This is a genomic window from Paenibacillus sp. GYB004 (assembly GCF_036577605.1).
Taxonomy (GTDB): Bacteria; Bacillota; Bacilli; order Paenibacillales; family NBRC-103111; genus Paenibacillus_AB; species Paenibacillus_AB oceani.
Window position 1 is genome coordinate 157,433 of sequence record NZ_JARBDB010000067.1, and the last position, 24,571, is coordinate 182,003.

Consider the following 24,571-nt stretch of genomic DNA (forward strand, 5'->3'; position numbering starts at 1 on the left):
TTATTCTCCTTATAATTCTTCTGCTATTTGTCTATTTAATCTAGCAAACACTTTCCATCCAATTATCAACAAACATATTGCGTATATGAAGGCGATAGTGAGATTCCCAAGATCTGGTGCCGAACCATTATAAAAGATATCTTGATATGAACTTATAATATAAAACATAGGATTTAACATAAAATAAGTCATATATTGATCGGGAATCATGGATTGAACATAAACAATTGGAGTAAAATAGAACCAAACCAGCATAAAGATATTTAATATATGCTGCAGGTCTCTAAAAAACACTTGAACAGAAGAAACAAGAAGTGAAATGCCAATCATTAGTATAATCTGGATCAATAGTATAATTGGTAAATACAAAATCGTAATAGGAATCTTCATACCAAACCAGAAGAAGGATAGAAACAACACTACAAGACTAAACAAGTAATTAACTACACTTGCAAGCACTTGTGATATTGGTAATATCTCTCTTGGGAAGTAGATTTTTTTAATTAAATTAGCGTTGGCAATCATGGTTACAACACTATCTGATATCGCAGATTGAAACATAACCCATCCAAGCAATCCAATAAATAAATAAACTGTATAATAAGGAATATCTACTCGCATTACCACAGAAAAAACCAACGAATAAACACCTAGTAGTAATAAAGGATTAAGCAACGTCCATAAAAATCCAAAAAACGATCCTTTATATCTTGTTCTCATGTTGCTTAGAATCATTGTTAATAGCATGTGTCTATATTTGTACAATTCGGACATTTTTTTTATCACATTAATTCACTCCAGAATTCACGATTGTGTTATTTAGTACCATTGGGGGGGGAATATTAATCCATAGTCAATTCAATAATAACGCTATAGTTACTTGTTAGATCTAAAAATTTGAGGAAGTTTTACAATTTCTCTTACCATACCCTACAATATAACATATTACTTGCTAAATCTACAGTCCCTTAAATGTTCTCATACATTGCACTTTATTATAAAATACTAAGCTTAAATTACTGGAAAACCTAGGGCGGCCCTGTACTCCTAGTCACGAACTTTATCCGCATACAAGAAGAAAAGCCTGTGCATCATTGGGGTTACACGCCTTTCTTTTTGCATGGTTTGCTGACACTTTCCATCTCACAGCCGCATGGAGTTCAGGCTAATTCGAGGCTGTGAAAGTTGAGTAATAAGATTTCACAAGGAAAACAGACTCATATGTCGAACTGTATACATCAGAGGATTTTATTATTACATGTTAGGTGGTGACGCTCAAACTTCCGGAAAATAATTAGGAGGTTATCCGGACCAATTTTCATCCAATTTAGTACTTACCTTTGATGATATTTAAGGGAGTGTCGTATCTTGAAAGTGTTCTTGGATGCTCAACCTTTATTAGGCCCAAAATCGGGTGTCTTTAGGTATACTTATTGTTTATATGATATGCTAAAAAGTAGCCATCTGAAGGTATTTCCGGCTTTCAATTCCCACTTACAACGAATTAGTAAAGAACACTTGCCCTTTACATTTTCACAAGCAAATATTATAAACCAGTTTTATCCATATAGAATAATTAAGAAGATAATGAGACCAAATGTACTATACAACTTTCCTTATGATATGTTTACAAAAGAAAAAGCCGACATTTTTCACGGAACAAACTTTGTGCATACACCTACTATAAGAGGAAAGTCAATAGTCACTATTCATGACTTAGCGTTTATGCTATTTCCTGAAACAACAAATAAACATATTTACAATCATCATATGAAGTGGGTCCCATATAGTGTCGAAAAGTGCGATCATATAATTGCAATTTCCCAACAAACAAAGAATGATATTGTTTCTTTGCTTAATGTGCCAGAATCAAAGATTGATGTTATACCATTAGCTGGAGGGAATTCATTTAAGCCTCTGGATAAATCAGAGTATAAGATAATCCTTAATAAATATCATCTCCCTGATCAGTATATTTTATTCGTAGGAACTCTTGAGCCAAGAAAAAACTTATTAGGCTTACTCAAGGCATTTCTTCTTCTTAAAAAAAATTCTAATTGCTTTGGAAAGTTAGTTATAGTAGGTGCGCAAGGTTGGAAATATTCCGCAATATATGATTGGGTTCAACAACATTCACTTGAAAATGATGTCATTTTTTTGGGTTTCGTTGATGATGAGGACCTTGTCCATTTATATAATGGAGCGACAGTATTCGTACTACCGTCCATATATGAGGGTTTTGGTATTCCTTTGCTTGAAGCAATGCAATGTGGAACACCTGTAATTGGATCAGATGTCTCTTCCATACCAGAAGTTATTGGAGATGCAGGAGAACTCGTGCCACCTTTTGACTATGAAGGATGGGCTGAAAAACTTCACCTATTTTTGACAAATAGTTCATTGCGAAAACATTATTCTCGTTTAGCTTTGAAAAGATCCAGAGATTTTAGCTGGAACAAAGTCGCTCATGAAACAATAGCAGTTTATGAGAAAATTTACGACAGCTAATTATTAAAGGAGATAAACATGAAAATCGCACTTGTACATGATTACCTCAATCAATATGGTGGTGCTGAACGTGTATTGGAATCATTCATGGATCTTTATCCCAATGCTCCTATCTATACATTGATTTCTGACATTACAAAATTGCCTCAAAGATTTCAAGAAGTTGAAATTCATAATTCATTTATACAGTCTCTCCCCTTTTCTCTAAAGCATTATAAAAAAATGATTAACCTTTTCCCATTAGCAATAGAGCAATTTGACTTACGCGGATATGATTTAGTACTGAGTTCATCAAGTGCATTCGCTAAAGGGGTTATAACAAATCCGTCACAAATCCACATCTGCTATTGTCATACCCCAATGCGTTATGTATGGGATCTGTATCATCAGTATATGTTGGAGATTTCAAACCCAATATTCAAAAGGATCTTGCCGCATGTTCTACATAAAATTCGATTATGGGACCAAATCAGCGCCCAACGGGTAGATTCCTACATTAGTAATTCCCATAATGTTTCTCATCGAATTAATAAGTACTATGGTCGTGAAAGTCATGTTATTCATCCACCAGTATCTTTAGCCCATTTAGAGATATCATCTCGAAACGAGGACTTCTTTCTTATCGTTTCTCGACTAATTCCATACAAAAGAATAGATTTGGTAATCGAAGCTTTTAACAAATTACATCTCCCACTAGTGATTATTGGTGATGGATATGACTATCCTCGATTAAAACGTATGGCTGGCTCAACCATTACAATGCTTGGTTATCAATCGGATGAAGTAATACATGAATACTATTCAAAATGTTCCGCTGCTATTTTAGCAGGTGAAGAAGATTTTGGAATCACTCCTTTGGAGGCTCAAGGTCACGGTAAACCTGTCATTGCCTATGGTAAAGGCGGCGCATTAGAGACAGTTATAAATGGTATTACAGGTATTTATTTTAACGAACCAACTGTTGACAGTCTAATTGATGCTCTATCTCAATTTAGAATTATGAATTTTAATAGTGAAGATATTTATAATCATGCAAAAACATTTAATATTGATCGGTTTAAGCTTGAAATAAAGGACTTTATCCAACGTACGACCAACGAGTTTAGAACTGAGTTAGTCTAGTTAAATAATCAATTTTCGCAGTTTTAGCATCAATAACGCCAGACTTCGAAGGCTGTATCTGTTTTCGGTCACCCTGCGACCTGTCGGTTGAGTTTTGATGTTTTATCCAAAGGAACGGGAATGTTGGCGATTCTCAGCACCGAGCTGATAAATGGTCAGCCCCAGGAGGAAACAATGCCAGGTTAGTTTATTTTCTTGTAGACATTGTACATGACTTGAGCTTACCAGACTGTGTAATAACTGTTGGCCTCGTTCCTTTCAAATATCAAAAGCATAGATTTTTGGAAAGTCGTCTATCTCCTGCCAACTCTCTGAATGGATCATCTGTTTGCCTAGCTATATTAATGATCTTTTCTAAAATATATAATTGTGAAACTATCTAATTTATTATTTATAGGACCAATGATAAAATAACACCATATATAAGGAGAAGAGAAACGAGGTAATACTGGAATGAGTCAACCCGTCTACGGTAAAAGTAGCAAAGCTGCCAAGCAGAGGCAGCGCAATACAGAGGAAACATCGATTTTTTACTGGCTAACTGTGTTTTTTGTAGTCGCGTTTTTGTTTTTTTCTTCGTTTCAGACGGCTTTATTTAACGGCGAGTCCAACCAGCTCTTTGCGGTCAATTCGTTCGAAAGCCCGATTTTTTCCGCGCTGCTTTGGAGTTCGTTCATCCTGATTTTCATCGCAATTTATTTTTTCAGTAACTGGAAGCTAAAGGATCGGACGGATTTATTGTCGATTGGTGTATGGCTGATTCCACTGACTTATGTGATTTCTTCGTTCACAGCGGCTTCGGACCATTTGTCCACGAAGATGATTTTCCTTCAAATCATGTACTCGTCATTTTTTGTTATAGGTATTTATTTGAATAAAAACCAATTAGGTAACAGTATCCTTCGAAACGCGATTGTGATTTGCAGTTATGTCATCGTGCTGTACGGGATTTTGAACTTGTTTGGCAACGCTTATGCAAGGGATGGCATTATGTTGACAGACCAAGGTCTGCGTCTCACTTCCGTGTTCCAATATGCCAATGCGTATGCGGCTTTTCTGATGGCAGCGTTATTTGCTTGCTTGTATCTTCTTGTTCATTCCCGGAAATGGTACGCCATAGCTGGACATAGTTTGATGCTCGTCCCTATTATTGTATCATTTTGGCTTACTCTCTCGCGGGGGGGCATCGTCGTCATCCCGTTTGTGCTGCTACTGGTCCTCCCGTTTATATCGCTTAAAAAACAGTTTTTATTTTTAGGATATCTGGTTATTGCCAGCTTAGGTTCGTTCGCCATTACGGACAAGATGAATGCTGTAGGGAACGACATCGTATCCAGAATATTAGCGACACGGACCCCTGATGGCAAAGTATCTTTGCTGGGCTTATCCGATCCCAAAGTGTTGGAAGGCTGGACGTACCTCCTAATCGCTACTGTTGGAGTCGCAGCCGTTACGTTCCTGATTCACCGTTTTCTCGGCATTCGTTTTTTGGAAAAGCAAGTATCGTGGCTATCCTTTAAATTCTCGTCGTTTGCTCTGCCCGTGTTGGCCGTTGTGGTCGGGCTTATCGGCTTTTATATTCTGACCAGCGATTCGCCGATTCGTAAAATGTTGCCCGACACGCTCGAAAAACGGATAGAAAATATTAACTTTGAGCAGCATAGTGTATTGGAACGGACAACCTTCTACAAAGATGCGTTCAAGCTAATCGGCGATTACCCGATCACTGGGGCCGGCGGCGGCGGATGGGCCGCTTTGTATGAGAAATACCAGAACAACCCGTACACCAGTAGACAAGCGCATAACTTCTTCCTTCAATTTTGGATTGAAGTGGGCACGCTCGGAATTGTAATCTTAGCTGCATTCCTGCTGTACATTATGTACCAGTATATCCGGTCGTATATAACGAGTAATGAAACATCACGCCGAAACACTTTTATTTTCTACATTATTGCGATTTCTCTGCTCGTTCACAGTGTAATTGACTTTGAGATGAGTTACGCCTTTATCGCTTCGCTTGTTTTCCTTTGTCTCGGCGGGATGGTTTCCGGCTTTTCAACGAAGGAACTGGCATTTACGAATAAAAGCTTTTTTACGAAGTGGCGGATCTCCTATCCGATTATGCTTGGGGTCATTGCTATTGTTACATTCATTTATTCTGCAACCTCCATGAGCGCAAACTCCAGGTTCGCTGCGTCCTTAAACAACGCAGCAGCTCAAAAACCGCTGCAGGAGATTATGAATCCGCTGAACGGAGCGTTAGATTTAAAAGCGACGCATCCCGATTATGTGCTTACCAAAGTTGGTTTTCTGATACAGCTGTACTCCCAGAACAAGGATGAAAATATATTCAACGAGGCTGTCACTTTGATTCAAGCTGCGAGAACCAAGGAGCCTCATAACAAGTCTATATATGGACAAGAGTACCAACTGTATTCGCTGAAAAACGATCAAGATAAATTGTTGGAGCTGGCTACAGAAGGGTTAGAGAAGTATCCTTGGGACACTTCGTTGTACGACAGTTTTGCTACGATGCATTTGCAGCGTAGTCAGTCCGCTCGAGCAGGTAACAACAAAGCTTTAGCGGATCAACATGCGGATAAGGTGATCGGGGCATACCAGACCGTTATCCAGAAGATTGAACATCTGAAGACGTTGCCGGATGCTCAAATGCAAGGGGCAGCCTTCGATCTTTCCGTCACTCTGATCTCTGCAGCAGGCCAAGCCTACTACGGTAAAGGTGATTACAATGCTGCTGCTGAAACATTAAAAGGCTCCATTGGCGGCAATATTGACGATGCGAATATCCAGACCATCATTCGCTGGTACTTGGCCTCTGTTATGAAGCAAGGAAAGTCGGACCAAGAGTTGTATAACAAGCTGGTTGCCAAAAATCCGAACGAGAAAAACGAAATTGAGAAATTGCTGCAAATGCAATAAGAATGACAATGGTTCGACAGTCGCAGTGGGGCCGAGCGCCGCGTGTCGGGAGTTGTACTTTTGCTTGGCCGGTCAAGACACTTAGCCAAAAACCATCTTAACCTACACCCTCGCTTCTCCCTCCAGGAGAGCGAGGGTTTTCTTTCCTCCACTGGCTACCATCAATTACAAATCCCTCCATGAAAATTTTTTCTGAATGGAATTCATCTCCAACCCCCATTAAAAATACCAATTGTTTCGAATCTTTATAGGTAGGGTAATAAAGATGGACGTCTTCCCGGAAAGGAGGTGAACGGAAGCTTATGAGGAGACTCTATTTCCTCCCAAACGATAACCAAATAAAGAGAAGGAGCGGGAGACGATTGTTGAACAAAACGATCACGAAGAAGACCTCTGGCTTGCTGGCTACTCTACTGATCTTGTCCATGCTCGTTCCAGCCCTTGCGTCCGCAGGCATTTATTTTTCAGGTACTTTTAGTTCCAATGGGACTGTGAGCGGGAATGTCTATTTCAACAACGACGGAGATACTGTCGGGGATGACGTTTATGGGCAAAATACGGTAACCGTTGGCGTTTACAGCAAAAACGGAGAATTTATTCGAACGCTACAAGTTACGAAAGCAACCTACGAGGATGGCACTTCTTATTACAGTATTCCAAGCACAGTATTAAATAGTGTATACGACGCCATCTACTTCAAATACGACAACAGTGTAACGGAAAATGTATACCGTCAGCCATCAACTCCTTGTACATATTGTGGCGGTGGCATTGGCGGTGGCGGCGGATTTATTCCACCGACTAACGGAAGTGTAATCGAGGCTTCCAATGGGACGGTAAACGCCAATGATTTGAAAAATGCACTCGATAAGTTCACGGATGTAACGATCAAGGTGAATGGAGATTTGGTATCCATTCCGGTGTCGGCTTTATTGAATGCAAAAGAGGGTTCGATCCTGAATATCGTTACGGATCATGGCGCCTATATTTTGCCGCTTGATGCTTTCGATTTTGAAGTGTTAGCGAAGCAAATTGATTCCAGCACAGCCGATCTGAAGCTGAACATCGGCATTAAGAAACTGACCGGCGACGAAGCCAAAGCGGTATCCGATGCTATCTCCGCACTAGGCGGTAAGCAGTTGGCTGACGCTGTCGATTTCTCGATCTCGATCGAAGGCAAGGACGGTAAAAAAGCGGCAATCGACTCGTTCGACCGGTACATCAAACGCAAGCTGCCTCTTTCGGAGAAGCCTTCCGTTACAGGTACGGTTGCGCTGTTTAACACAAGCTCCAAGACGCTCAGCTTCGTTCCAGGCCAGCTTTCCGACACGGAAGCCGAGTTCTGGCGCAACGGCAACAGCGTGTACACAGCACTGGAACTTTCCAAATCGTTCACGGACGTGACCTCGCACTGGGGGAAATCGTACATTGATCTGCTGGCCGGCAAACTGATTATCGACGGTGTAACGGATACGACTTTTGAGCCGGATCGCAACATTACCCGTGCCGAATTTGCCGCGCTGATCGTTAGATCGCTAGGACTGAGCACCGTATCAGACGCAACGTACTTTAACGATGTGAATGGAAGCGATTGGTATGCCGGCGTTGTCGGCGCCGCCGCTAAAGCCGGTCTCGTAGACGGCTACGAAGACAGTACGTTCCGTCCGAACGCCCAGATTACTCGCGAAGAGCTTGCTGCGATTGTAGTAAGAGCATACAAGTATGCGGGCGGCAAGACTACGGTGGACGCTTCCACTCAAGCCCAAATCTTGTCCAAATGGTCTGACAGCGATCGGATCGTCTGGGGTCACAAAGAAGTTGCACAAGCCATCGCATCCGGTTTGATGAACGGGATGACCGATACAACTCTGGAGACATACGGGCAAGCGACACGTGCACAAACAGCCGCTATGCTGAAACGGTTCTTATCGGAAGTTAATTTTATCGAGTAATGGATGTGTCCGGCCATGCTTCCTCATGGGGAAGCATGGTTTTTCATTTTTTTTCTATTCTCCTGTTTCAAATCCCCTGCCATTGGTTAAGTGTAGTTGATGCCCTTATGGAAGGAGGTGGAAAGACGAGATGAGCTACAATAAAAGAAGGAGCGGGAACCTACTAATGAAGAAGAAAATGTGGAAAAAAACGTCGCAGCTACTTGCAGCTCTAATGATTGTATCGATGCTGCTCCCTGTCCTCGCATCGGCCTCGATGAAATTTGGCGGCTCCTTCGCCTACGACGGGAATTTGTCCGGTCAAATCAAGTTTGATGGGACGATTGGAGATGCGGTCTATAATCACTCCCCGATCACTCTGGGGGTATACGGCAGAGATGGAACTCATATTAGGGACATTTCGGTAACCCTGACTGTATACGAGAATCAAACGTCTACTTACAGAGTGGATAATATGGTTATATCGTCCGTATACGACGCTGTTTATTTCTCCTACGGCGGCGAGGCTACAGGTCTTGTTCACCGCGAATCCGACGATAGCGATCCGGATCCGGATCCCGATCCTGGTTCGGGTAGTGGCGGCAGTACTGGCGGCGGTTCCGAAAATGGCGGAAACAACGGTAACGAAGGCGGCGGCTCGGAACAACCGGGTGACGTGACCGACGTAATCGATGCATCCGACGACGGTAAAGTCGACGCAGATAAACTGAAAGCCGCACTTGCCAAGTACAAAGAAGTCACAATCCGCGTTAAAGGGGAATCGGCTTCTATTCCGGCATCGGCTCTTGTCGGCGCCCAACACGGTTCGGTTTTGAATATTGTTTCTAAAGAAGGCTCTTACATACTGCCTCTGGGTGCTATCGATTTGAAACAGCTTGCGGACGCGGTACAGTCGGATATCTCCGATGTGAATATTCATGTCGGAATGAAGCTGCTGTCCGGAGATGCAGCCGAATCTGTAGCTGATGCTATTGAAAAACTTGGCGCAAAGGCGTTATCCAATGCGTTCGATGTTCAGTTCGCGGTTGAAGGGAAAGACGGCAATAAGAAACCGGTTCATGTATTCGATCAGTACGTGAAGCGTAAAATCCCGCTGCTGCAAAAGCCTTCCAAGTCCGCTGCAATCGTCCTGTACAATCCGGATACCCGGAAGCTTAGCTTCGTACCAGGTTCGATCACAGACTCGGAAGCAACGTTCTGGCGCACGGGGAACAGCATTTATGCCGTAATCGAGCTTAACAAAACGTTTAACGACGTAAGCGGTCACTGGGCCAAATCGGATATCGAGCTGCTCGCCAGCAAATTGATCGTCGAAGGCGCTACCGACTCAACGTTTGAGCCGAACCGTAACTTGACCCGTGCTGAGTTTGTTGCACTGGCCGTGCGTGCTTTTGGTCTTGTTGAGATTAATGGCGTGACCTATTTTAGCGACGTCAGGACGAGTGACTGGTACTCCGGCATCATTGCAGCTGCAGCGAAAGCCGGTATCATCAACGGGTACGAAGACGATACGTTCCGTCCTAATGATTCGATTACACGGGAAGAGCTGGCGGCGATTATCGTCCGGGCTTATCAGTATGCAGGCGGCGAGATCGCTATGGACGCCTCTAAGCAATCCAAACTGTTGGCCGAATGGAACGACACCGAATGGATCGTTTGGGCGGATACAGAGGTTGCCAAAGCGTTGTCCGCAGGCTTTATGGTCGGCATATCCGACACGGAGCTTGAAACGTACCGTTCGGCGACACGCGCTCAAACGGTAACGATGCTTAAACGAGTTTTGAGCAAGCTGGACTTTATTGATTGATATCGGGAAACCGACCGAAACCATCGCCGCCCTATCGGGGTGTGCGGTGGTTTTTGATTTTCAGGTTTTGTTTTTGGGATGGGATATGTTTTTGGGGGGTGGGTTCGGGGGTGGGTTCGGGGGTGGGTTCGGGTTCGGGTTCGGGTCCGGGTCCGGGTTCGGGTTCGGGGTTGCCGGGTTGCGGCTCGAGACAGTCGCTACGTGAGGAGCCACAAATATTCCCGCGAGCAGCGAAGAGAAACGATATAAGATTCCAAAATTGAGTATCTCTGAAACTTTCAAAAGGGAGAGTAGAAGTGTAAGCCTGGATCATCAGCAATCTTTTGACCAGGCCCCCATCACAAACGGCAAATTCTCAAATTTCATCATCGAGTACATACGTTCAGCAACACTCCATACAACAAACAACCCAAAGACCCGAACAACGACAATAATCTCATCGTGATCCGGGTCAACGCAATGTTTTCTCAGCCTTCTTACAGAACTAATCGACCTCTCAGTCTGAAGCCAGTTCTCCCTCAAATATCTTCACGATGTAGACTTCAGGCTGGGCCACGAACTCTGCGAAGCTGCACACATCGGCATACTCCTGGTGCTCTTCGTCATAATAGCCGATACATTTTTTCTTTGGATTCCATACCAGCCGGATATGGGAGTAGTTGTCCATCTCGGAGGACAAGACCAGCAGCTTTTGGCGTCCGGCTTTCATCTCAACCGTATCGGTGAGGGAGAAAAACTGAACATAGTTTACCTGTACATCGTTGTCCGGTAATGAAATCCGAAGCTCGTCCCCTGTGAGAAAGGCTATGAGATCCTTTGGCAGCTTATAGCTCTCCAGGGCATACAACTTATTGTGTAAATTATGAAATTCCGGCGGCTCCAGAGATTTTAAGTATTCCGCCATTTCTGGATGGTTGTTGCTTACCGCAATCGTATACGCCCGCTCTCCCCCCTTTTCCGCTATCGTAACATCGGCTCCGTGTTCGACGAGATACTTCACCATCGATAAATCGCCATTTCGGGCCGCGACTGTTAATGGAGTAGCTTTGTAAGGATACACCATATCGGGTTCGTTGAAGTTAATATCCGTACCGCGTTCCAAGAAAAAGGCTATCGTCTTATAATCCCGATCGGAGACCGCCTTTCTCAGCGTCCTCCCGCCATGCTTCTTAATATCCAGACCGAGCTCATAGATAAGAGGAAGATTCTTTTTGTTACCATAATAGGCTTGATCGTAGGCACCGGATTTCACCTGATTCAGGGCATCCATCATGGCTCCGTGCGCGACCACATACCGGACAATTTCTTCCCCGCAATAACGAACCGCGATTAAGAAGGACGGATTGTTTTTCACATTCAAATGTACCCCGTGCTGCACCAGCAGCTTCACCACTTCGAACTGCTCTGAGATCAATGCAAGCTCCAAAGGACTTAAAGTCGTGTATTTCGATAGAACGAGGCCTTGTTCAATATCCCAGCCGCTCCGAGCGCCCCGGTAAGGGCGGAGACATTACCGGAATGAATATGCATCGCAAGCTCGGGCAGAGTCTCAAATTTGCCAATATCTTTAAGCTGAATCATCTCTTGATCACCTGTCTCGTATGTTCTAGTAAAGTACGCGGGGAAACCCGTCCACGAATGCGATCAACCTTCCTACAATATATTGGATGGATGTATGGTCCTACTGAAGATCCACCCAAAGGAAATACCTCAGCCGATCAGACAGAACCAAGTCGCCCCCAGCCCGCTCACCTATTGTCGCGCAGTCTTGGCGATCTCCTCGTACAGCCTTCTCCAAGCGGGAGACATCCCCTTGAAATGCTCATCCTTCATATCGATCTGCCGGGAAGAAACAGTGCCTTTGCTCTCGGATTTGGGAGTTGTTTTATTCTTCGTGTTTACGATCGCCTCTTTACCCGTTCTCTTTGTATTTGTACTTGACGCGGACGAAGACGGGGACGGCGCTTCGCCATTCCCCGACGGACGAGCCGATTTGGCATGCCTCGCCGCTTTCTCCTTCATCTTCTCCCTTTTGCGCTTGGACATCGCTGCCACCCCCTGTTTACTTATCGATCCATTCCTTGCGCAGGTGGAACAACTGCTGGAGCTCCCCCGTCGACATCTCGGTAATCCAGCTCTCGCCTCCTACGATCTGCTCATTAAGCGATTGCTTCCGCTCGATCATATCGTCGATCCGTTCCTCAATCGTACCGAGGGTCACAAACTTGTGTACCTGAACGTTGCGGGTTTGCCCGATCCGAAACGCCCGGTCCGTCGCCTGGTTCTCCACAGCCGGGTTCCACCAGCGGTCGAAATGGAAAACATGGTTCGCCCCCGTCAAATTCAGTCCAGTTCCTCCGGCCTTCAGGGAGAGAATAAACACATGCCTTCCCGCCGTATCCGGACCAGCCGTTTGTTTTGCGATGCCAACTGCCGGAATTGCTCCTCCGTTATCGTTTGGTCGCCTACCGCTACTTTCCAGTCGAACTGCATCAACTGGTCCATGCCGACAAACGATTCATTGGCCGAGCCTACCGATGACCTCAAAATCGCTTTCAGCCGCGGTTTTTGCCGCTTCACCTCTTCCCACCAGCCCGGGAGAAGAACGACCGTGCCTGCCTGCAGCAGCTTGACGCTAACTTCCTCCAGAAGCCTCCAAGCCTCATCGTCGGCCAGCAGCCCGGAACGAACTTCTCCGAGCCACGGAGCGATGGCACACCACTTGTGCATTTGCTTGGCTACCCGCTCGTCCAGCTTGTCTTTCCATCGTTCAGGAATACGGGGCGTGGTGGCTTCAACCGGGAAATCGGTACCCACGCTTTCGAACGCCCTTCTCCTCCCGGAAACATCGATCGCTTCAGGCGCCGCTGCTGCAGCAATCTGTCTCTGTCCTTCAGCAATCTCGCCGGCTGCCGTCCCGAACATACCGTATTCAACCACATAGGATGGATTATCCTTATCCTGCAGCACGATGTTCAACTGCCAGCTGTCGCCCTCTTCGTAATCCGGCTCGGTTAAACGAAGGCAGGTCTGGAACGGAACCGCATCCGTTGTCCAGCCGATTCCAATGAGCCAATCTTCTTCATCCGCCCAGAGGGACGTCGTTTCTTCGCCCCTTTTTCGCTGGCCCGGATCTCCGTTCTTCAAGATCGCTTGTACAGGTACAGCAGGATGTTGCTCGGACACGACCTCCCATGCACCCGCCACCGCAGGAACGGTTCCCGACCACTCCAGCAAGATATCGTCCAGCCATCGGTCCGGAGCCCCCAGGCCCGCCGCCAAAGCTAAACCGGTTACCGTGTCCAGCTCCGAACGCTGTGACTCGTCAGGCAGCAGCTCCCACCCCCATCCTCCGGCTTGCCACTTCTTGTAGGAAGGCTTGAAGCGCCCCTCGGACAAGCAATCCTTCAGCAGTCTGGCCAAGCGTCTGCAGACTCCGCTCGTCGAATCCCACTGAAATACGAAATGAAGCGACGGAAGGGGCTCGGCCAAGGGCTGTCCTGCGGATACCTTCCTCAAATCGGAATCGTCCAGTTCGCCGGGGGAGTAATCCAACGTCATCTGCAAATCTACCCACAATCGGTATTGCTTCATTTTAAGCAACAGTTCACTGTAGATGTCACTGCTGTATGGCAGAAGCTCGGTCATTGCTTGCAGCAGCTCGTCCAGCTTTCCCGTCCGTTTCACAAGGTTCCCAGAAATCATGAGCATACGCCCCCAGAAATTCCTCATCGTCCTGTTTCATGAAGGGGACCATCCACCGAAGCCACTTTTGAAGCGTATCCCATCTGTCGGTTTGTTTAAAATAATGCAAATACGCGGCCAGCAACATCGGGTCCTTTAATACGGTTTGCTGCGCGAATAGGTCCAGGGCCGACTGCTCGTCTCCCTCCAGCATCCTCATATGGAGAAGAGCCAGTCTCGCAAGCTCCACTTGCTCCAGAGTGGCTTCCGGCCGTTTCATTTGTCGCTGCAGACGCACAAGTTCCCGCTCACCATACACAGAATGGTTCAGCATGCCCCACCATAAATACCGGTACAAGGTCAGCCAGCCCGCCGGAGAGTTTGCTCCGCCTGCCATTATAAACTGATGAAGCATTTGTGCGGTCTGCTCCAGTTTATCGCTGTAACGGCTGTGCAGAACGGAACGATTAATCTGACGCGCAATAACCCAAATCTCCTCTTGGATCGCATTGCACGTGTGATAATACTGTTGGTAGTACGACATATAATAGGAGATCTCGGATTTCTTCCAGACGAGTTCCAGCTGGTGTAACAGCTCGAGTCTCATGTAGATCCGGTACAACTCTCTCAGAGTCTCCGGGAGCCCCGCGCCGCCTTGATCGAGCTCCTGCAGCAGCAACGGGTATTGCCCAAATACATGACCGTGCAGGGTCCTCCGACACTTCTCAAACAGGACGGTAAACAAAAGGCTCCAGCTCTCGGCGTCGCTGTTCTCCTTCAGACCCTCATGCTCGCTTTCGAGGCGCTTAAGCTGCTCCTTCTCCTTCTGCTCCTTTAACTTCTTCGGCGTTAGAAGCGAAGGCGGATTGGGGGTGTTGCTTGTTTTCTTCGTGCTGGCCCGCTTGTCCGTAGACGAGGCAGCATTCTCCGCCGCATCCTGGATCAGCAGTTCAACCCGTCTTCCCTGAATCGAAAGAAGGCTCATCACTGCCGCCGCAATATGAGCACAATAGGAACTGTTCCCGCAATCACAAGTAGTCAGATTAAAAAAATCATAATCGATCATTACCGCATACGTCCGGCCCTTGTCGACTATGTTACAAGTATAAGTGGATCGCTCCGCATCCACATTTGAATGGGAGACCGATTTACTTCTGTGCATCGCCCATCCCGCTTGCAGCAGTGGCACGGACAAATTGGCAAGCGCCTCTTCCCAAAGATACTCGATATGCTCGTAGCTCAGCCGAGCTTCTTTCTCTCCCATTCCCTGCCTCCCTTCAAGCCGTTTTCCTATAGTCTAGCAAGAAAATCATAGGGTTCGCAATTAGTTGAATGAACTATAAAGGGACTAAGCCCTGCTAGTACTATGTATACACTCTATGATCGCGGGCCGTTAAACTCACAATTTGTCTATGGATTAGAAACAGGTTTTCGGTTGAAACGGCTCTAGCTTGGAATCCCTACCCTTCACGGTTCAAGCACAAAAGGCTTCTCCCCAAGTTCAAAAATCGAACCCGGGAGAAGCCTTTTATCATTAGTATGTGGTTTAACGGCGTTCCTCCGTAGAGAAACCCTTGATGCTACAGGCTTCGCAGCCCGTATTACATCAAGAAGCCCATGAGACAACTGCATTTTTATAGGTTTTATGAGTCTCTTGGTGGATTATTTGTCTTATTTCTTCAGAAATCAGTCCTATATGTTGTCCGATATAAGCATGGATGACTTCACAAAAAAGATCACTAAAACGTACTATAATCCAAGAAATGTTACGAAGGAATATCAACTTTTGACCCCAAAGACCTCCAAGTCAATTAGAACAATAGAACTTGATCCTTATGTATTTGAAGTGTTAGCACAGCACAAGCACGACCAGAATGAAATCAAGAAGTTGAATAAAGACACATACTATGACATGACTTTGTATTTGCAAAGACAGAACATAATAAGGGTTACCCTGAACTCATAAAAACGATCCATAACCGCATGAGACGGCTTCTACGGCTCGCTGGACCTAATGAGAAGTATCCCCCTTCCCTGAGACATACGCATGTATCGCTCTTAGCAGAGGCTGGAGCCGATATCTTTCAAATCATTAAACGACTCGGTCATAGCAGTGATGAACAAATTCGGACTGTGTATCTACACGTCACTAAGACAATGAAAAAAGAGGCTTCCCAAAAATTCAGTGAGCTTATGAAAAACCTTTAGTGCATCTGGGATGCGATTGTAAGATTGGTAAATGGTAATTGTGAGTTAATTCTGAATCAGCTATACTTAAATCAAGGAAGGTGATTAAATTGAACTTCGTCAGAAAAATAACCAACAGTGATGCACTAAAGCATATCGTCGATCTCCCTGAAGAACTTCGGAATCAGGATGTTGAATTAATCATATTGCCTATCGGAGAACCATCTCCATTCAAACAAGCAATATCCCCTTCGCCTACCGCTAGAGGCGCATTGAAACAATACGCCAACTTGGATTTAATTCAATTCGAACAAGGCGCTTGGGAAAAGGGTGTGCAACAAAAACATGAACATCGTTGATGCAAATTTAATACTACGTTATTTGCTTCAAGATGCGGCTCAGTTCATTGAACAAGCACGAGATAAAATTGAAGACCACAACATTTTTATTCCCAATGAAGTCATCGCCGAAGTCGTCTATGTACTGGAAAAGGTATATAAAGTGGAGCGGGCTCATATCTTTGATTCGTTACGGAACTTGCTCTCCTACAGCAACATAACCATGCATGACAGAAATATCCTGCTCGAAGCTTTAAAGGTCTACAGTGAAATCAAAATCGATTTTGTCAACTCCCTGCTCTTCGCCTACTCGAAAATCGGTGGACATACCATTTTCACTTTTGACAAGAAGCTTAACCAAATGCTTGATGAACTGCGCAACGCTTAAGAAAATAGGCTTCTCACAGAGTTCGACTGAACTCGTGAGAAGCCTATTTTTTATTCATGTGGTCAAAATGTGGTCAAACAGCGTTTCCGCATGCGAAAACCCTCGATGCTACAGGCTTCGCAGCCCGTCTTACATCATGCCGCCCATGAGACAAAAGCGTTTTCATCTGTACTTCGAGTCCTTTTGTAGCGTTTTTGTCCGATTGTCTACAGAAATTAGTCGAATAAATCCGTGTGTGTAAGATGTGTGGGTAGAGTATGTGGGCAAATAGCCACCATCCTTGATTAGTCAGTCAACCGAATTATTCCAACTCATTAAACCTTTGGAGCATAGTGGCAACCTCTGCTCTGGTTGCAAGACCAGAAGGATTTAGAGTCAAATCAGAGTTGCCCTTCATAATGCCCTTTGACACAGCCCAAGTAATTGACTCTTTGGCAAAGTCTGAAATTTCATTTGCATCTTTGAAGCTAAGGCTTGAAATTTCAGTAGGAAGGTCAAAGCCTTTAAACTTGGCGTATCTGTAGAGCATAACTGCAATTTGCTCACGAGTGATTGCGTCGTTGGGAGCAAATATACCCTCACCATATCCGTTAACAATTTTGCTTTGGTTTGCCCAAATAATTGGATCTGAATACCAAAGATCGCTTTGAACGTCAGAGAATATATCTGCAAATTCAACATTTGGTTGATTTTCCATACGATATAATACAGTGGCAAGCATTGCACGGCTCATTGTCCCAAAGGGTGAAAACTCTGTTTCAGAAGTCCCCGTGAAAAGCCCCTTGTTATAGGCATACCTTACAGAAAAATAGAACCAATCGTCATGTGCTATATCTGTAAAAGGAGTTTTTCTCACAAATGTAACAACAACAGTTGTGTCACGGCTAACCTCTGGAATGGTGAAAATGTCACGGCCTATAAACTTTTCACCGTTGACAATAATATATTCGGTTTCAAACCCTTCATCGGGAATCATTCTGATGGTTGCAGAGGTTGTTGCACGAATGGTTTGAACTTCAAAGCCATCGGCAATTTTGCCATTTCCGCCTTCAACAGAAGCTCTAACAGAATAGGTAAGATCAGCTCTAACAGAATTGTTAAATCCAATTGTGCCACCGATCGGGGCAACCCAACGTTTCGGTCCGATAATTTTTGAGTTCACAAAGTTTGAAAAGCCAATGCTGAGCTTCTCGATTGCTTCTGAGATTTCCGAAGCCAGAGCATTTTCTTTATCCAAAACAGCCTCAGCCTCGGCAATAACATTCCTCAAATTTTGAGCGGCTATGGTTGTATACCAAAAATCCGGGCTATATATGGTTTTGGGATTATCCGCAATAATTACTGAAGCAAGATAAGATTTGGCAGCAACAATGTCTTCATATAGTGAAGACTTTGAGGCTTCCCTTATTCCAGAGCCAACAATGATTTGCACATCTTCAAACGGTTCCATATACCGCTGAGTCGCATCTTTGTTCGTTACAATGAAGCTGCCTATAGAAAAGCTGAAAGTTCCGTTGTTTCTGGCTTGGAAAACAGCAGTTCCCATATTTTGAAGCATGGAATCAGCTTTTCCGTCGGCGGTCATATCCAGATAGATATAGTTGATGACACCATCGGAATATTTCATTGAAATGTCCTTTTCCATATTCACACTGGTGTTTTTCAGAACATAAGAATCAAAATGCAGCTTTCCTTGAAAGCCATATACCGGTGCCCTTCCGGCACCAGTATATGAAAGACTTAGTTTAACAAAGATTTCCTCTCCAACTTCAAATTTTGATTTTGAGGAACCAGAGCTGTCCGTTACTGCGATGTTTACACGATAACTAAGGTCTGCGGCATCGTTTGCGCTGTAGGCATAGGATGGTAAAACAACCGCTAGAAGTATCATGCAAAAAATACTTTTGAAATATTTCGTCATCTTCCAAGCGCCTCCATCAGCGTGAGTTGCGCATCTACCATGTCAACAATGCCATCACCGTTTTTATCAGATCTCAACCAGTATTCTGAAGAACTAAATCCGTTGTAGACATTGTTTAAAATAGCATCCATTGTTGCCGAAATGTCACTTTTATCAATAGCGCCATTACCATCGGTGTCTCCACGAAGAAGAATAGGAGATTTCACCGTTGGTTCAAAAACAAGGTTGGCTGTTAATTGCTCGCCTGTGACAAGTTCCCTTGAAGAACCCATATAGGCTTTCTTAAGGTTGTCATATAAAAGAGTTTGTTTGTTTCCTTCAACCACAACCGTTGCCTTGCCCATGTTCATTTCAGTGTATAGGGTGTACAACGAGAACCCTTGTGTCTGACGAATTTCATAACGATAACCAAGGTCTTTTACACGAATTTTGATAACGTCTGACAGTTCTTTATAGACCGTTTCCCCATGTAGACCTTCAAAAGCAGAAAGTCTATAGCTAACTTTGATTGCCGTTTCGCCGGGAGCTAATGCTTCAATGGTCCCATCTTGTGAAAGGCTGATGATATTCTGATTATAAAGAACGTGCCACACAACGTCTTCTGCTTTTAAAACGGTGTCGCCAACTGTGCGAAGCGCTTTAACAGAAAGCACAGTTTTCCCGCCTATGCCAAGCTCGATAGAATCAGGTTGATCATCGGAGCTTTCAAGATCAGAGATTAGTTTAATGCTTTCAAACTCTGATAAAGCACGATTCACAAGATAAACTTGTACAACCGTTTCGTTTCCAGCTTCATCAACCGCTTTAAGAATCAGGGTTTCGTCTGGTTCTTGGCTTGAGGTCTTGCGATTTACAATGAATGTTCCGTCCGGATTTTTAACAATTCCTTCTGAACTACCGTCTAAAGTCAGTGATGCGGATGTTTCTGTTAGACCATGGAAGCTATAGCTTGAATTGGCGCCAACAAAAACAACTTGATTGCTAACGGTGGTATCAACGTTTTCCTTATCAAGGCTTGTTTGAACTTCTTCGCCAAGGAGTAACGTAGGTGCTTTTGTGTCAACAATAAACCCAATTGCACCGGATGACCTACTGCCTTGGATGGTGTCACGATTTTCACCAATCGCTATAAAGTCAAGCAAATGCTGACCGTCTTCAACTGTTTCTTCAAATGACCACACCGTCTTAAACTCCTGAGGCGTGTTTTTATCCCCAGTGTTAAGGTTCAATGTCATTTGAACGGGTCTGTCGAACGTGTAAGTTGCCTCTAGTTTGTCAGTTCTTAAATAATATCGTTCTTTTGATCTGTCCATGTTTGTTTCAACGCTTACAAGCTGAGGTTTATTCATTGAAGGCATAACAAAGCTTTGCGATGATGCAAATTCGGTTGAACTATAATATTCCGCATGTTTAAGAGGAGACTCCACAATTCTAACAGCCTGCGCTTTAACAAAATAAGTCTTGCCTTCCTGTAATAGAGGTCGGTTCGTTTTGTCTTCGAATGGTTTTAGAATGATGTCACTGCCAACTTTATATTGACCAAAGGAACTCTCAACCTCAACACCATCTTCGTCATGGATCGCCACGAAATAGTGTGTTGCCGTTTGGTCACTTCCAGTAATATCAACTTTCACATAGCCGTCACCACTGTAGACCGCAGTCACAGATTCTGGTTTCTGGGGAAGCAGTGGATTTGTGAAGGTGAATGTGGAAGAAGTGATTTTCTTATTCATTCCGCCTTGATGGTTAATAAGCATGGCAACCACATGATATTTCCCTTCAGGGAAGGACTCCGGAAGTGTGAATACATGAGAACCTGATGTAATTTTGTCTAACTCCAGATTGCCAATACTAATTAATGAAGAAGTGTCTGGAATGTTAGTTGATTCAAGGGTTTGCATAATGGATGGGTCTTTTGTGACATAGACATGAAGTGCACCTGAATATTTGCTTTGCTTATCCGTTGTCCAAGAAACGTTAATATCACGGCTTGAATTTTCGCTCTGAGAAGCACTAATACCTGTAAGCTCTGGCATACTTTCCACACTGTTTACTTCAAAGTTGTCGATATAAACATCAGGTGTTGCAACGGAAATGGACCAGTTGCCAGCAACAATAAGAGATGGGTCCGTGATAGAAATGTACAAATAATTTTTGCCATCTAAAGATTGAACAAGATAGTTTCCGTTGCCTTTGTTATCGTCTTCAACCATTGTCAATTTGTTACCATCTGGATTAGTGACCATGATTTCTGATGCAGAAGGTTTGACAAATCCACGAAGTGGAATTTCAAAGAGAAGTGCATCTTTCGTTGCAGGGCTAACCTCTTTTGTAACGCCATTACCGGCTCGAGTTTTAGCCATTGCCTTTGTAGTTAGTCTTCTCATATTCGTTCCATATAACATGGTGGTTGGCACAAGGTTGCCTTTTTGGTCTAGCGCTTCCGATTGGACATAGTGGACGGCCTTTCCTCTTGAAGATAGGTCGATTGATCCGCCAAAGCTTAGATCACCGTTCCAATAATAGATAAACCCAAGCTTAAGTCCAATGACTTTAAAGTTTGCACCAACAAAGTCAGATGAAACAGCTGCCTCAACTCCTCCAATTTCCTTGCCCCCCACAAATGGGATTGAGTCTGGAATGAACAGTCCTGCGTACACATAACCATAAAAATAATCTTCAGTAATTTTTATCGTGATACCACCACGAATGATTCCAGCGTGAATGCTAATGTTGCCATAGGCATTTAACTGAAAAGGCGATATCCATTGAACATTCATTCCCGCTTGAATATTAAAAATTCTTCCATCATCGTCTCCATTTAACCGGCCAGCACCTTCAATTGCAAGACCGGATAGTTTGGCGTCCAGCTTAAAGTCACCTACAATAATTGCATTAATTAAAAGCCTAGTTTGAAGATGGATGGTTAGTGGTGGAAGTTCGCCTGCTGGTTCTCCAGCAATGGTGTCTGCAAGATTTGAAATTCCTCCGCCAAGTCCTGTGATAAATACATACGGTGCAACCACTGGTACTATCATTGTACTACCTAAAGGATCTGAAGGATCTACAGCTAAAAAGAATGTGATTTTGTCAAGCATCATTTTTGGAACTTCGTTAATAGGAACCTTTTTCAGTGCCAATGACCCTTCTACTTCCAGTATTGCTATTGAAACACCAGCATCAATGGTATAAATATCATCAATGGTGTTAATGGTTATTTCGGCCTTAGCACCGATTTCGTTTCCTACTAATGGGCCTAATATATCTTCGGGCAGCTCGACAGATAGTGTTGTGTTAACGCCAATAAAACCAATATCGCCGTCTTTACTTCCATAGAGAACATCTTTAACATCTGCAGTTAGTGAGCCATTCTCTTTCTCATCCTCTTTCTCTTTCTCTTTCTCACCCTTCGATTTGTCAGCAGCTTTCAAAGGTAGTGAAATCCTTCCGCCAAAGCTAATTCCGAAATCATCATCATCTCGGGTCATGACACCATACTTAATATTGATTAAAAAACCTGCAATATTTTGCAGCATATAACCAGCATCTCCAAGCTGAAGCTCAAGTGCTTGAGCTTCTTTCTCGGCAACAGCCTCTCGGTCCAGACTGTATTTGATGCCATTTTCGGCTTCAAAATACCATTTATTATGCCAAATATTGATGGAGTTGATTACTTTGATGGTGCCATCACCTTCTAGCCTTGCACCATCGTTGTCAACTGTCATCTTGAGGGACGCGTTACTGTCATAAGTCAAGATGTTGTTGAGCGTAATATCGCCATCGGCTCTGCTAGCAGAGTAATATTTTTCTGTACCTGTATCCATAAGCCTAATTTTCCCACGAAGTGTCAAAAGAATTTCCGTTTTATCTTCTTCAAATTGTATACCTTTGTGAAGAATACCATCTCTTCTAACGTCGCCGTCCATAAATGTCTTCATGGCATCTTCGTTTGCAAAACTAATGTAGTCATACAACTGTCTGTTGTTTGCAGCGTTTGTAAATCGAACTAGCGAAACAATACCATAACTTGCACTTTTATCCTTTGGATTATTTGTCACATCTAGTGTAGCTGCTGCTTTAATTTTTGAACCAAAGGCGTCGATTAGCTGTTGATTTGTAAATCTAAATTCAATGTCGTATTTTCCAACCGTCAAATTTTGGTTCGTTGAAAACGCAAGCGTCTTACCGTTTTCTACAAAACTTATTTTTCTTTTATCGATCAGAACAGTCTCACCACTGGATGATGAAACAAGATAAAGACTCCATCCATCGATTCCCGAAATGGCATCTTCCAATACTTCCATATCACCAGAAACTGTGATATTTTTGTCGCCTTCATAATAAACGGCCGCTGGGAAAACATGCTTCATTGAAACTTCTGGAAGCTTTCCTTCAACTGCAGGAATCAAAATGTTTGTATTTGCACTATAGTCAACCAGTTTATGTGTATTAGAATCAATAATTTCGGTTGCGTTTAACGAAGCAACTAAACGTTTTGATGTGATCATAGACTGATTCGCTGCAATAATCTCAATATTTGGAATATCAAACACAGTTCCAATGTTAAGACCGCCCGAAATCTTCACCGTGTATTCTCGGGTGTTCGTTGCTGCAAAAACAAGTCCCTCATCGAGGTTAAGCTTCACTATGGGTTCTATGAGCTCTCTTGCTCCCGAGACACTGTTGTCAATGGTTACTGTTGCTTTAAAAACACCATTGTTTTCATATGCTTTTTTGTCTTTTGTCAGTACAACGTTATCTGTTTGGATACCTATTGAAATATTCTTCTGTTGGGTTTGACTAGAGAAATTACCGATCCCATAGAGCATTTCAGAAATTCGGACTTGACCTGGCTCAATTGATTTTTCGTTCCAATAATAAGCCGTTGCCGTGTCGGGAACTAAATATTTGTTTGAATAGTTGGTAAAGTCAACGCTAGGGTTTGGTGTATAATCATATCTTGTGTTTGCAAGATTAACCCAGTGACCAACAATAACTTTATCAACGTTTACGTCTTTGTTGCCGCTCCAGCCGGACAAAAGGGCATAAGCCATTTTGTCCGAAGCTGTAAGAGAATCCACATATCTAATTTGCTGCGGAAGGTTGTCACCGCTATATTCGGTTTCAACGATTGTCGGTTGTGCTGGGTCAACCAAAACATGAGGTGAATCAATTTCTGAACCAAGCGCGTTGTCTAGAAGAAGACGAATACCAACGGTTCCGGCTCTGGCATTATTATTTTTCACATCATATGAAATACCAATGTTTCCAGCCCTCGAGTTATTAGGGTCAATCGAAATGGACACCTTTTGTGTGATGGTATAGCCCTTGATGTCCCAAGCAATGGTTAGAAGCCTGTTTTGCTCTGAAACGACAGGTTCATGAAGCTTTGTATCGATTCCAAACCAGCCATATTCCTGACCGAAAATATAATCTTTCCCGTCGATACGAACGGTTGTGAATGAGGTTCCATTGCTCCTTGCCGCATCTTCCCTATAAAGCAGCGGAAGATTGTTGTCGAAAGCTTTTTGTGGATGACCATCAATGGTTTCGATTGAAAAACCACCCGTTTTTGAATTGATAGCGTATTTCATAAACTCGTTTGCAATTGAATAATTCGCACTGCTAGCCTCTGCACGGCCTGGGAAACTGGCAACAGTGAATAGCATGGTTAGAACAAGAGTTGCAGCTATGCTGCGTTTTAATCTCCTATAGATCGTCAAT

At 43.9% G+C, this 24,571-nt stretch carries 14 protein-coding genes and 2 pseudogenes; 8 read left to right on the forward strand and 8 right to left on the reverse strand.

Annotation, left to right across the window (positions count from 1 at the left end; genetic code table 11):
• Positions 1-9: 9 nt before the first annotated feature.
• Positions 10-774 (reverse strand): ABC transporter permease, encoded by a 765-nt coding sequence (locus PV433_RS30730; RefSeq protein ID WP_332075808.1) that lies wholly within the window; start codon positions 772-774, stop codon positions 10-12.
• A gap of 600 nt (positions 775-1,374) precedes the next feature.
• Between PV433_RS30730 and PV433_RS30735 the strand changes: the two genes are divergently transcribed.
• The 5 genes from PV433_RS30735 to PV433_RS30755 all read left to right on the forward strand — a co-directional run bounded on the left by PV433_RS30735 (position 1,375) and on the right by PV433_RS30755 (position 10,329).
• On the forward strand, positions 1,375-2,508 hold the full coding sequence (locus PV433_RS30735) for a glycosyltransferase family 4 protein (protein WP_332075809.1): 1,134 nt from the start codon (positions 1,375-1,377) through the stop codon (positions 2,506-2,508).
• A gap of 18 nt (positions 2,509-2,526) precedes the next feature.
• Positions 2,527-3,630, forward strand: coding sequence for a glycosyltransferase (locus PV433_RS30740; RefSeq protein WP_332075784.1), 1,104 nt, complete (start codon positions 2,527-2,529; stop codon positions 3,628-3,630).
• Between the two features lie 453 nt (positions 3,631-4,083).
• Positions 4,084-6,570: an O-antigen ligase family protein gene (locus tag PV433_RS30745; RefSeq protein WP_332075785.1), complete on the forward strand. Its 2,487-nt coding sequence runs from the start codon at positions 4,084-4,086 to the stop codon at positions 6,568-6,570.
• Between the two features lie 365 nt (positions 6,571-6,935).
• On the forward strand, positions 6,936-8,522 hold the full coding sequence (locus PV433_RS30750; RefSeq protein ID WP_332075786.1) for an S-layer homology domain-containing protein: 1,587 nt from the start codon (positions 6,936-6,938) through the stop codon (positions 8,520-8,522).
• Between the two features lie 166 nt (positions 8,523-8,688).
• Positions 8,689-10,329, forward strand: a complete 1,641-nt coding sequence (locus PV433_RS30755) for an S-layer homology domain-containing protein (RefSeq protein ID WP_332075787.1) — start codon at positions 8,689-8,691, stop codon at positions 10,327-10,329.
• 496 nt (positions 10,330-10,825) lie between these two features.
• On the opposite strand, the pseudogene PV433_RS30760 reads toward PV433_RS30755, so the two are convergent.
• The 5 genes and pseudogenes from PV433_RS30760 to PV433_RS30780 all read right to left on the reverse strand — a co-directional run bounded on the left by PV433_RS30760 (position 10,826) and on the right by PV433_RS30780 (position 15,277).
• A pseudogene (locus PV433_RS30760) lies at positions 10,826-11,910 on the reverse strand (ankyrin repeat domain-containing protein).
• A 171-nt stretch (positions 11,911-12,081) separates the two neighbouring features.
• On the reverse strand, positions 12,082-12,375 hold the full coding sequence (locus PV433_RS30765; protein WP_332075788.1) for a hypothetical protein: 294 nt from the start codon (positions 12,373-12,375) through the stop codon (positions 12,082-12,084).
• A 16-nt stretch (positions 12,376-12,391) separates the two neighbouring features.
• Positions 12,392-12,712: pseudogene (locus PV433_RS30770) on the reverse strand (helicase-related protein); the annotation flags it as partial.
• Positions 12,694-14,061, reverse strand: a complete 1,368-nt coding sequence (locus PV433_RS30775; RefSeq protein ID WP_442951592.1) for an SNF2 helicase-associated domain-containing protein — start codon at positions 14,059-14,061, stop codon at positions 12,694-12,696. The gene PV433_RS30775 and the pseudogene PV433_RS30770, both read right to left, overlap by 19 nt.
• A complete protein-coding gene (locus PV433_RS30780) occupies positions 13,949-15,277 on the reverse strand; it encodes a hypothetical protein (protein WP_332075791.1) in 1,329 nt (442 codons plus the stop codon). The genes PV433_RS30775 and PV433_RS30780 overlap by 113 nt, the downstream gene beginning before the upstream one ends.
• 707 nt (positions 15,278-15,984) lie before the next feature.
• Here PV433_RS30780 and PV433_RS34265 point away from each other — a divergent pair.
• From PV433_RS34265 to PV433_RS30790, 3 genes are all read left to right on the forward strand, one after another.
• A complete protein-coding gene (locus PV433_RS34265; RefSeq protein ID WP_442951593.1) occupies positions 15,985-16,221 on the forward strand; it encodes a tyrosine-type recombinase/integrase in 237 nt (78 codons plus the stop codon).
• Positions 16,222-16,310: 89 nt separating this feature from the next.
• Positions 16,311-16,559, forward strand: a complete 249-nt coding sequence (locus PV433_RS30785) for a hypothetical protein (protein WP_332075792.1) — start codon at positions 16,311-16,313, stop codon at positions 16,557-16,559.
• Entirely contained in the window at positions 16,546-16,926 is a 381-nt protein-coding gene (locus tag PV433_RS30790; protein ID WP_332075793.1) for a PIN domain-containing protein, read from the forward strand. The genes PV433_RS30785 and PV433_RS30790 overlap by 14 nt, the downstream gene beginning before the upstream one ends.
• A gap of 301 nt (positions 16,927-17,227) precedes the next feature.
• On the opposite strand, the gene PV433_RS30795 is transcribed toward PV433_RS30790, so the two are convergent.
• Together PV433_RS30795 and PV433_RS30800 are read right to left on the reverse strand one after the other, a co-directional pair.
• Positions 17,228-18,847 (reverse strand): S-layer homology domain-containing protein, encoded by a 1,620-nt coding sequence (locus tag PV433_RS30795; RefSeq protein ID WP_332075794.1) that lies wholly within the window; start codon positions 18,845-18,847, stop codon positions 17,228-17,230.
• Positions 18,844-24,570 carry a hypothetical protein gene (locus PV433_RS30800; RefSeq protein WP_332075795.1) on the reverse strand — a complete coding sequence of 1,909 codons (5,727 nt, stop codon included), beginning with the start codon at positions 24,568-24,570 and terminating at the stop codon, positions 18,844-18,846. The genes PV433_RS30795 and PV433_RS30800 overlap by 4 nt, the downstream gene beginning before the upstream one ends.
• Position 24,571 lies beyond the last annotated feature (1 nt).